An 8,715-nucleotide genomic window follows, 5' to 3' on the forward strand; every position below is an offset into this window, starting at 1 on the left:
GATGGGTTTACGGCGTGTCCCGCGAACTTTCACCGGCACCATGACCGCCACTGGATTTGCTAGTGGTTGCCCGGAACCCAAACGATGCCTGAGCTACCAGAAGTAGAAACCACCAAACGCGGACTGGCCGCCCACCTGGAAGGCCGCAAGGTTAAGTTGTGCGAAATCCGCCAGCACAGCCTGCGCTGGCCCGTGGACGCGGATTTTGCGGAGAAGATCCAGGGCGCCCGTATCCAGCGCCTGGACCGACGCGCCAAATACCTGCTGGTGGAAACCGACAAGGGCCTCGCCATCTGGCACCTGGGCATGTCCGGTAGCCTGCGCATCGTCGATGGCAAACTGCCCCCGGAAAAACATGACCACATCGACTGGCTGCTCGACAGTGGCCAGCGCCTGCGCTTCCACGATCCCCGTCGCTTCGGCGCCCTGCTGTGGACCACCAAAGCCATTGCTGATCACGAGCTCATCGCCCACCTGGGCCCGGAGCCGCTGAGCGACGACTTTCACGCGGACTACCTGTTCAGCCGCTCCCGCGGTCGCAAGGCTCCAGTGAAAGCCTTCATCATGGACGGTCGTATCGTCGTTGGTGTCGGCAACATTTACGCCAGCGAAGCCTTGTTTATGGCCGGCATCCGTCCACAGACCCCGGCCGGAAAAATCTCCCGGCCCCGCTACGAAAAACTGGTGGAAGCCATCAAGACTGTTCTCGGCAATGCCATCCAGCAGGGCGGTACAACCCTGCGGGACTTTGTCGGCGGCGACGGCAAGCCCGGCTACTTCGCCCAGCAACTGAATGCCTACGGCCGTGCCGGCCAGCCCTGCCCCCGCTGCCCCGGCACCATCCGCGAACAGATCATCGGCCAGCGCAACACCTTCTTCTGTCCCCGCTGTCAGCGTTAAGTGATCCAGCTGCACTGCTGAAACAATAAGTCTAAAAATAAAACGTTAGTGCCAGATGTGGCGTCGCTTTCCTTTTTTTGAAAGCGACAGCCATTCATCGCGCGTGATAAATGAACGTTAAAAATTATCCGTGTGATATTCGGCGTAGCAGCCAGATTCTCTTGCGCATAAAATCGCCTCACCTACTCATTAATTAAACCGCAATGGAGATGTTATGCAGTTTTTGAAAGGTATAGCAGTGACCCTGCTATGTATCGTCTCGTCAAGCGTGTTGGCTGACGAATGTCCGGTGTCTACCACGCCCAGAGCGCTCTTTTCGGAGTTTGAGCAACTCGCCAGTGAGCGATTCGAGCCTGAAAACGGGAAATATAGTGCAACCTTCAAGAATGGTGACAGCGTTACCGCTCGATTTGATCTGTGCGGACTGGGCATAAACGCAAGCTACTTGATTGAGCATGACCTTGAAGATTTGTCGAAACAAATCAGTTTTTTCCTGATGCACGCGATTCCTTCGAAAAATTCTGCCGAAACTCTTGCTTCTCAAGTGGCCAGTCATTCTGAGCAGGATTTTCGAGGCGGTATTACCTTGCGGGGTGGAAATGGCAATCATTGGGTGCAAGTCAAAAAATCCCCCAGCCCTTTGTATTCTGCGGTCATTCACTACCGTTGGATTCCACCGGAGCACTGAGGAAAGAATCATGAAGTTTTATAAGTTGATTGGCACGGCTGTGCTGCCTTTTATTTCGCTCATGGGATGTGCAGAAGAAGGCAGTGCTACAGGGGCCTCCGTGAAAGCCGAACTAACTGCTAACGCGGAACAGGAAAGTAGTTTGAGTACTGAGCTTAAAGGTAAGGGGGAGATTCTATCTATCAAGAAGGAGCCCGCTGGCACCATAAAAGCGAGCTATTTTTTCAGCGAGCCACCTACCAAGGAAGATTTGGCCAATAAAATTTTAGAGATGATGGAGGAGGTGGAAATCAGCGATGAATTTATTCAAAAAATCAGTGGAAGACTAATAAAAAATCGTTCTCTGAGAAAAGATAATTTTTCCTTGCCGCTAACTGATATGGACGGAACCGTTTATCAGTTTGATTTTTTAAGTGATGCAGAAAATAGTTTTTTCGTGATTAATTACTCTTCAAAATAAAAGCGCATTTACAAGGAGGTTCTAGTGTACATAGGTGGATCGGTTGGACTTGGAGGGAGGAACGCTCGTTCGGATGTTGCGTTTGTCCAGGATCTATTGGCTTTGCTCGCTGAGCAGGACCTTCGAATGCCTGAAATTCAGGTCGATGGAATTTCAGGGCCAAAAACTAATAATGCTATTGCCAAGTTTCAGACCTTCTACGTCAAGTTGAAGCAGCCTGACTCTCGCATAGACCCCAATGGTCGATCAGAGAAAACTCTGATAGCCAAAGCGATAGAGATTGATAAGGATTTGATCCCTACCCTTGTCAAAAAGCATGGGGTGCGTCGGCAGACTCCAGGCAAGTCCGGAGCGGGGCCACGTAATATTCACTATCGCTCAAATGCCAAGCGTGTGGTGAGTACCTATACGGAAAACGTTGTAAAGCTGGCAATGGGATTTGGTGGAATAGTTAAGTGTGATATTTCGAGTACTATCCGAACCATGAATGATCAGGCGCGGATAATGTATGGCAATTGCGCCAGCTTTTCCGCGGCGACCTCTGTAAGCAGTCTGAGGTCAGCGAGAGGCTGGGGATATGCAGCTGCAGGGAGAAAGGTCGAAGAGGTTTTCTTTGAGAACAAATCAAAGCCTAGGGCCGAAGTTATTTCGTTAATGGAAAAGAAAATAGTCTCTATTTCTAAAGGTGGCGTGAGGGTGTCTCTGCATTGTGTGCCGGATGCAGAATATAAAAGAAATAATATTCTAGATATTCCATACAGCAGCGTCGAGGTTAGTCGAAGGAAAGACTTCGAAATCGCTCTCATGGGAATGTCTACAGAAGTAAAAAATCTGCGTTATCGGCAGCCTGTAAAAGCCGAGGAATATATATCAAGGCTGATTATCGAGGACAAATGCTGGCATCTGGAAATCCCCCAGCTAAATAAAGCACTCCCTAACGCCAAGGCGCCGAGTGCCCCTGTAGTGAGATATGGCAATCGTCCCGGCTTGGTGGTTGGCTGCGCACTAGTGGATGACTGGACTGATGATTACTTCGGCAAGTTTTTGGATGACTGGTACTGAGCTGCCAAAGTTGATAACAAAGTAGCTCGCAGTTTATCCGGTGATGGCGGAGCTGCTCCATACGGCGCCACACGCAACCGCCTAATTGGTGAGAAGCGCTTTTCTAGCGCTTTAAGGTGGTTATTGACCACTGGGATTTCTCGCGACACCACCCTAAGTTTGAGTCCGATGTTCCAATCGGTCTGCTGCTTATGGTCATGATGTTGCCCTTCCTTACCGCACTGGTATCCGCCTGGTACTGCTGGCGCGGTAGTCGCCGCGCGGCCATGGGGTGGTGGGTGGTTACCACGCTTATCTATGTAGCCTGGTGTTTTTACCATATGACCGACCCCCTGAAGATCTCCCTGTAGGAGGTGTGTTGTGTCGAATCCTCCCTCCAATACAGTGCGTGGTCTGGGTCGTTGGTCAGACTGCTTAAATGCTCTCGGCCTGTTGGGTATCAGCGGTATTCTCTGGTTCGCTTTTGTTTGGCAGATATTCCTGCACGAACTGCCCTGCCCTCTCTGTTTATTGCAGCGCGTCGCTTTTGTCATGGTCGGGCTTGGTCTGTTGCTAAATGTTTGCTTTGGCAGCCGCCCCGCACACTACGGGATAGCGGTTGTGTCTGCACTCGCTGGCATGGTCTCCTCTGCGCGCCAGGTGTTGTTGCATATTGCCCCGGGCGATCCCGGTTATGGCTCGCCGTTTCTGGGGATGCATTTTTACACCTGGGCACTGGTGGCCTTTTTTGCGCTCGCTGTGTATCTCGGAGGGCTGTTAATGATCGATGGTATGAAGCTGCGAGAAGCTGCGGATACACCGCGTAAAGCCGGTTGGCTGGGAAGGCTGGCGGGAATCAGTTTTCTGCTGGTTCTGGTGCTGAATGTCTTGTCGACACTGGTGGAATGTGGCTTTGGTGCCTGTCCCGACAACCCCACTGATTATTTGTGGCTGCCGGGGTAGGTATCGCACTAGAGTAGCGATCGGTCCGGGAACGGCCGATCTTTTTCGGTTTTCCTAGCGCCCGAGGGCGCTACCTTCGCGGCGGGTATCGGCGCCGCCGTAGAGCTTTCCATCCATCAGCGCGATGGCGTGGATGCCGCTGTTCAGTTCTTTCTGTACTACCGTGTGGCCCATGGCTTCCAGCTTTTCGATATCCACCGCAGAGACCGTATCGGGCTCCACTTCCAGCCGGTATCCGATCGCAGCGATATTACCCGCGTCGATGGCGTCGGCGATGGGAATCCCTTTGCCCAGGTGGTAGAGAATAGTGCGCGCGGTGTAGTCGATAATGCGCGAGCCGCCGGGGGAGCCTACCAGCAGGCGCAGGCTGCCGTCCCTGTTGAATACGATGGTGGGAGACATAGACGAGCGCGGACGCTTGCCCGGTTGGATGCGGTTTGCCACCAGCTCCTTTTCCGCGTTGGTTGGCACAAAGGAAAAATCGGTGAGCTGGTTGTTTAGCAGGAATCCCTTTACCAGCAGACGCGAGCCGAACCCGGTTTCGATACTGGTGGTCATGCTCACGCCATTGCCATACCTGTCCATAATGGACAGGTGGCTGGTATTGGGCATTTCGGGGGATTTTGCCTTGATTCGGGCACTGGAGAATTCCCCCGGTACACCCGGCCGCGCAGGCTGCGCGGTTTTCAGGTTGATCAGTTTGGCGCGCTGCGCCAGATAGTGCGGCGCCACCATGGCTTCGGTGGGGACTTCGACATAGTCGCTGTCCGCGCTGTAGGTGTTGCGGTCGGCAAACGCCAGCTCCGAGGCTTCGGTAAACAGGTGGGTGAGCTCGGCGCTGCCCGCCTCGAAATCGTCGATGGGGGTATGTTGCAGCATGCCGAGAATGGCCCCCACGGTGGTGCCGCCGGAAGATGGCGCCGCGGCACCGCACACCCGGTAAACCAGGAACTCACTGCACACCGGCTCGCGCACCCTGGCCCGGTAATCCGCCATATCCTTGCGGGTCATAACGCCGGGGTTTTCCGGGTCATTGCGTACCGCATCCACAATCGCTGCAGCAATCTCACCCCGGTAAAACGGTTCTACACCCTGCTCTGCGAGGGTGCGCAGGGTTTCTGCGAAGTCGGGATTTTTCAGCAGATGCCCGACCGCGAGCGGTTCGCCTTCAGCATCGAAAAAGTAGTCGCGGATCGCCGGGCGCACGGCTACCCGCGGCATACGAATCAGCAGCTCGCGCAGGCGGGGGGACACCTCAAAACCGTTGTCGGCGAGTGTGATCGCGGGCTGGAACAGGTCCTTCCACGGCAGTTTGCCGTCGCGCTTGTGGGCCAGTTCCAGCATGCGCATCACCCCGGGTACTCCCACCGAGTTGCCGCCGATCACCGCATCGAAAAAACCGCGGGGTTTGCCGTCGCGCATAAAGTAGTTTTCATCTACCGCCATGGGCGCGGTCTCGCGACCGTCGTAGTAGTGGAGTTTTTTCTGGTCGGCGCGGTAGCTCAGCATAAAGGCACCGCCGCCGATCCCGGAGGACTGCGGCTCTACCAGGCTCAGCACCAGCTGGGCGGCAATGGCCGCATCCACCGCAGTACCGCCGCGGGCGAGGATCTGTTCGGCCGCGGCCGAGGCGTGGGGATTAGCGGTGACCGCCATGTATTCCGTGGCGGTGGCGGACTTGATTTCCGATCGCCCGGTGGCGAGTTCAGGCTGCACTTCCGGTTGTGCAGTTTGCTGCGCATAGGCGGAGGCCACCGCAGCGGCAGAGGTCAGGGAGGCAGAGAGGATAAAACGGGCTACTGAGTAACGCAGAAATCTGTTCACAGGGCGATCCGGTTGCCAAATTTGCTGGGATCGCCCGAGTGTACCAGACAGTCAGTGACTGAAGCAGATCAGGGAGTCTGCTGGCTGTATTTTTCCTGCAGGGCTTTCTGTACGCCGGGGGGAACAAACTTGGTGACGTCGCCGCCGAGGGAGGCGATTTCGCGCACCAGGGACGACGAAATATACGAGAGATGTTCCGCGGGCGTCAGGAACAGGCTTTCCATCTGCGGCGCCAGCTGGCGGTTCATGTTGGCGAGCTGGAATTCGTATTCGAAGTCGGACACCGCGCGCAGGCCGCGCACGACACCGTAGGCGTCGAGCTGGCGCACCAGGTCGGCGAGCAGGATGTCGAAGCCGATCACCTCGATATTGTCCAGATGGGCCAATTCCTGCTGGGCCAGCTCAACCCGCTCTTCCATAGTGAACAGCGGATTTTTGCGGGTGCTGGCGGCAACGGCGACCACCACGTGATCGAACAGGCGGCAGGCCCGTTCCACGAGGTCCATATGACCATTGGTAATGGGGTCGAAAGTACCCGGGTAAACCACTTTTTTCATAAGCCAATTCGCCTTGCCGGCCAGAAACGGACGCGCATGTTAAACAATTTAGGCCCTGCTCTCAAAAAGTCCTGCAAAAATGCGTCAAACTGGGGTGAATATGGAGGATTCACCGGGCAAATAATCGCATGCAGACCTGCCCCGCGTGTTTTTCCTTCTCCAGTTGCCAACCCGCGGGGACCTGGATGGACGCGTCGCGGGGGGATTCGATGTAGATCAGGGTGCCCTCGCCGATACACCCGGCCTCCTCCAGACCGGTGAGTGCGCTTTGCCAGAGGTCGTTGGCGAACGGCGGATCGACAAAGATGACATCGTAGGGTTGCGCTGGCTGGCTGAGGAACACCTCCGCCGGGCAGTTGTGCACATGCCCACCTTCCGCCTGCAACAGGTCCAGTTGCTGGCGCAGGGTCTGTGCCGCGCCCCGGTCCAGCTCCACAAAGTCCACGGTCTCGGCACCGCGGCTCAGGGCCTCAAGGCCGAGGGCGCCGGACCCGGCAAACAGGTCCAGGCAGCGGACGCCGGGCAGGTGAAACTGCAGCCAGTTGAACAGGGTTTCGCGCAGGCGGTCGCCGGTGGGGCGCAGGCCTTCGATGGGGGCGAAGGCGACTTTGCGCCCGCGCCAGCGGCCACCGATGATACGCAACTGCGAGGGTGAAGCCGGTTTTGAGCGGTCACTGGTACGGGGTCTGCGGTTTCTGGACATTCGGTATCCGAGTGATGGGAAAATTAAGCGGGGCATCACTGTGTGCTAAACAGTCAGCGGTGCTAAGATTAGCGCCTTTCTGCCACCGGCCGCCAGCGGCTGTCGGTGACCCTGTCATCCAAGTTTCCAGTCAAAGAATTCACACCCGATGATTTTTGATTTCCTGCGCAAGAAGAAGCCCGAGGCTGAAGAGTCCACTGAAGAGAAGGTGGATAACCCACTGGCACCGGAATCGCCAGAGCCCGAGGCGGAGCCAGATTTCGAGATCCCGGATAACCTGCTGGCGGATACTGCCGAAGCCGAGGGCGCTGCGGAAGCAGCCCCGGACGCTGAACAAGCCCAGCCCGCCTCAACGCAAGTAGAGCCCGAACCGGAACAGGCCGAGGCGGAAACGGCGGAAGAGAAACTGTCCGTAGAGGAAGCCCCGGAAGCGGCGTTTGACCCGACCAGCGAAGTTACCGCCCCCGCCGACACCCCGCTCGAGTCCGCGCCCCAGCCGGTCACGCAGGAAAAGCCGAAAAAAGAGGGCTTCTTCGCCCGTATCCGCCGCGGCCTGGCGCGCACCAGCAGCCAGTTTGCCGAGGGCATGGGCAACCTGTTTCTGGGTGCCAAGGAAATCGACGAAGACCTGATGGAGGAGCTGGAGACCCAGCTGCTGATGGCGGACGTGGGCGTGGATGCCACCACCGAGATCATCGACCGCCTGACCGATCGCGTGTCTCGCCGGGAGCTTTCCAATGGTGAAGCGCTATACACGGCGCTGCAGGAAGAGCTGGCTGGCCTGCTGGACAAGGTTGAGGCGCCGCTGGACGTCGATACCGCCAGGCAGCCATTCGTGATTCTGGTGGTGGGTGTTAATGGTGTGGGTAAGACCACCACCATCGGCAAGCTGGCACACCGTTACCTGAGCGAGGGCAAATCGGTAATGCTGGCGGCGGGGGATACTTTCCGCGCGGCGGCGGTGGAGCAGCTGCAGGTATGGGGCCAGCGCCACAATGTGCCGGTGGTTGCCCAGCACACCGGCGCCGACAGCGCCTCGGTCATTTTTGATGCCATCCAGTCCGCCCAGTCCCGCGGTGTGGATGTGGTGATTGCGGATACCGCCGGACGTCTGCACAACAAGTCCAACCTGATGGAGGAGTTGTCCAAGGTGCGCCGGGTGATGGGCAAGCTGGACGATTCCGCGCCCCACGAGGTGCTGCTGGTTCTGGACGCGGGTACTGGCCAGAATGCGCTTTCCCAGGCGGAGACCTTCCGCGATTCGGCCGGGGTAACCGGGCTGGTACTGACCAAGCTGGATGGCACTGCCAAGGGCGGGGTGATTTTCGCGCTGGCGCAGAAGCTGGGGATTCCGGTACGCTTTATCGGCGTTGGGGAGCAGGCGGAAGACCTGCAGCCGTTTGTGGCCAAAGACTTTGTGGCGGCGCTGTTTAATCGGGCTCAGGGCTGATTAACCGGGCGCAGGGCTAATTAGCCGAAAGCTGGGCTGAATTGCCCCGGTTTTTTAGGTTTATGAACTCGGACGCGAAGGTGACGATGCCGGGTGCCCCCTTGTGAGACCGTATGCGGCCTGGATGGC

At 57.0% G+C, this 8,715-nt stretch carries 10 protein-coding genes; 7 read left to right on the forward strand and 3 right to left on the reverse strand.

All coding sequences use genetic code 11. The features are described from left to right. Nucleotides 1-84: 84 nt before the first annotated feature. The 6 genes from mutM (at nt 85) to B4U49_RS02560 (ending at nt 4,052) form a co-directional block, all read left to right on the forward strand. Nucleotides 85-900: a bifunctional DNA-formamidopyrimidine glycosylase/DNA-(apurinic or apyrimidinic site) lyase gene (gene mutM, locus B4U49_RS02535; protein ID WP_078083008.1), complete on the forward strand. Its 816-nt coding sequence runs from the start codon at nt 85-87 to the stop codon at nt 898-900. A 214-nt stretch (nt 901-1,114) separates the two neighbouring features. After that, entirely contained in the window at nt 1,115-1,588 is a 474-nt protein-coding gene (locus B4U49_RS02540; protein ID WP_078083009.1) for a hypothetical protein, read from the forward strand. A 10-nt stretch (nt 1,589-1,598) separates the two neighbouring features. Continuing rightward, a complete protein-coding gene (locus B4U49_RS02545) occupies nt 1,599-2,048 on the forward strand; it encodes a hypothetical protein (protein ID WP_078083010.1) in 450 nt (149 codons plus the stop codon). A gap of 126 nt (nt 2,049-2,174) precedes the next feature. Next, nucleotides 2,175-3,110 (forward strand): hypothetical protein, encoded by a 936-nt coding sequence (locus tag B4U49_RS02550; protein WP_143735490.1) that lies wholly within the window; start codon nt 2,175-2,177, stop codon nt 3,108-3,110. Between the two features lie 116 nt (nt 3,111-3,226). Next, nucleotides 3,227-3,460, forward strand: coding sequence for a DUF5993 family protein (locus B4U49_RS02555; protein ID WP_078083012.1), 234 nt, complete (start codon nt 3,227-3,229; stop codon nt 3,458-3,460). 34 nt (nt 3,461-3,494) lie between these two features. Beyond that, nucleotides 3,495-4,052 carry a disulfide bond formation protein B gene (locus tag B4U49_RS02560; RefSeq protein ID WP_239692443.1) on the forward strand — a complete coding sequence of 186 codons (558 nt, stop codon included), beginning with the start codon at nt 3,495-3,497 and terminating at the stop codon, nt 4,050-4,052. A 54-nt stretch (nt 4,053-4,106) separates the two neighbouring features. On the opposite strand, the gene ggt is transcribed toward B4U49_RS02560, so the two are convergent. From ggt to rsmD, 3 genes are all read right to left on the reverse strand, one after another. Beyond that, the gene (gene ggt / locus B4U49_RS02565) at nt 4,107-5,876 is read right to left on the reverse strand and encodes a gamma-glutamyltransferase (RefSeq protein ID WP_078083013.1); all 1,770 of its coding nucleotides are present in this window, start codon (nt 5,874-5,876) and stop codon (nt 4,107-4,109) included. A 68-nt stretch (nt 5,877-5,944) separates the two neighbouring features. Then, complete coding sequence (gene coaD / locus B4U49_RS02570) at nt 5,945-6,433, reverse strand: pantetheine-phosphate adenylyltransferase (RefSeq protein ID WP_078083014.1); 489 nt, start codon at nt 6,431-6,433, stop codon at nt 5,945-5,947. 109 nt (nt 6,434-6,542) lie between these two features. Continuing rightward, complete coding sequence (gene rsmD / locus B4U49_RS02575; protein ID WP_078083015.1) at nt 6,543-7,136, reverse strand: 16S rRNA (guanine(966)-N(2))-methyltransferase RsmD; 594 nt, start codon at nt 7,134-7,136, stop codon at nt 6,543-6,545. Nucleotides 7,137-7,542: 406 nt separating this feature from the next. Between rsmD and ftsY the strand changes: the two genes are divergently transcribed. Further along, nucleotides 7,543-8,586 (forward strand): signal recognition particle-docking protein FtsY, encoded by a 1,044-nt coding sequence (gene ftsY, locus B4U49_RS02580; RefSeq protein WP_338036817.1) that lies wholly within the window; start codon nt 7,543-7,545, stop codon nt 8,584-8,586. Nucleotides 8,587-8,715: the final 129 nt, after the last annotated feature.

It is taken from the genome of Microbulbifer mangrovi, assembly GCF_002009015.1.
GTDB classification, from domain to species: Bacteria; Pseudomonadota; Gammaproteobacteria; order Pseudomonadales; family Cellvibrionaceae; genus Microbulbifer; species Microbulbifer mangrovi.

Bases quoted from the DNA above. Each gene is read 5' to 3' on its own strand.
- coaD (WP_078083014.1), bottom strand. From the start codon at position 6,433: ATGAAAAAAGTGGTTTACCCGGGTACTTTCGACCCCATTACCAATGGT.
- B4U49_RS02545 (WP_078083010.1), top strand. From the start codon at position 1,599: ATGAAGTTTTATAAGTTGATTGGCACGGCTGTGCTGCCTTTTATTTCG.
- mutM (WP_078083008.1), top strand. From the start codon at position 85: ATGCCTGAGCTACCAGAAGTAGAAACCACCAAACGCGGACTGGCCGCC.
- rsmD (WP_078083015.1), bottom strand. From the start codon at position 7,136: ATGTCCAGAAACCGCAGACCCCGTACCAGTGACCGCTCAAAACCGGCT.
- B4U49_RS02550 (WP_143735490.1), top strand. From the start codon at position 2,175: ATGCCTGAAATTCAGGTCGATGGAATTTCAGGGCCAAAAACTAATAAT.
- B4U49_RS02540 (WP_078083009.1), top strand. From the start codon at position 1,115: ATGCAGTTTTTGAAAGGTATAGCAGTGACCCTGCTATGTATCGTCTCG.